At 69.0% G+C, this 393-nt stretch carries 1 protein-coding gene; it reads left to right on the top strand.

Translation table 11 applies throughout. The annotated features are described in order from the left end of the window. Positions 1-6: 6 nt before the first annotated feature. Positions 7-393, top strand: a 387-nt coding sequence (locus tag GWK61_RS55505; protein WP_369125696.1) for a transposase, incomplete at its 3' end; no start/stop codon positions are given.

Raw genomic sequence — 393 nt, forward strand, 5'->3', positions numbered from 1 at the left:
GCCACGGTGAGCGAGCGTCGCGGCTACTACACCGACACCACCGATGAGCAGTGGGCGCTGCTTGAACCGCTGGTGACGGCCTGGAAGGCCAAGCATCCGTCGGTAAGCGGGCACCAGGGCCGGTACCCGATGCGCAGGATCGTCGACGCGATCTTCTACCAGAACCGGTCGGGGTGTCAGTGGAGCCTGCTGCCCACGGACTTCCCACCGGCCTCGGCGGTGAAGTACTACTTCTACACCTGGCGCGACGACGGCACCGACGCGGCGATCCAGGAGATTCTGCGGTGCCAGGTGCGCGAGCGGGCCGGCCGGACCGAGGACCCCTCACTGGTGGTGGCCGACTCCCAGAGCGTGCATGCCGCGGTGAACGTGCCGGCGGCGACAACCGGCCGG

Source organism: Catenulispora rubra (assembly GCF_015356825.1).
GTDB classification, from domain to species: domain Bacteria; phylum Actinomycetota; class Actinomycetes; order Streptomycetales; family Catenulisporaceae; genus Catenulispora; species Catenulispora rubra.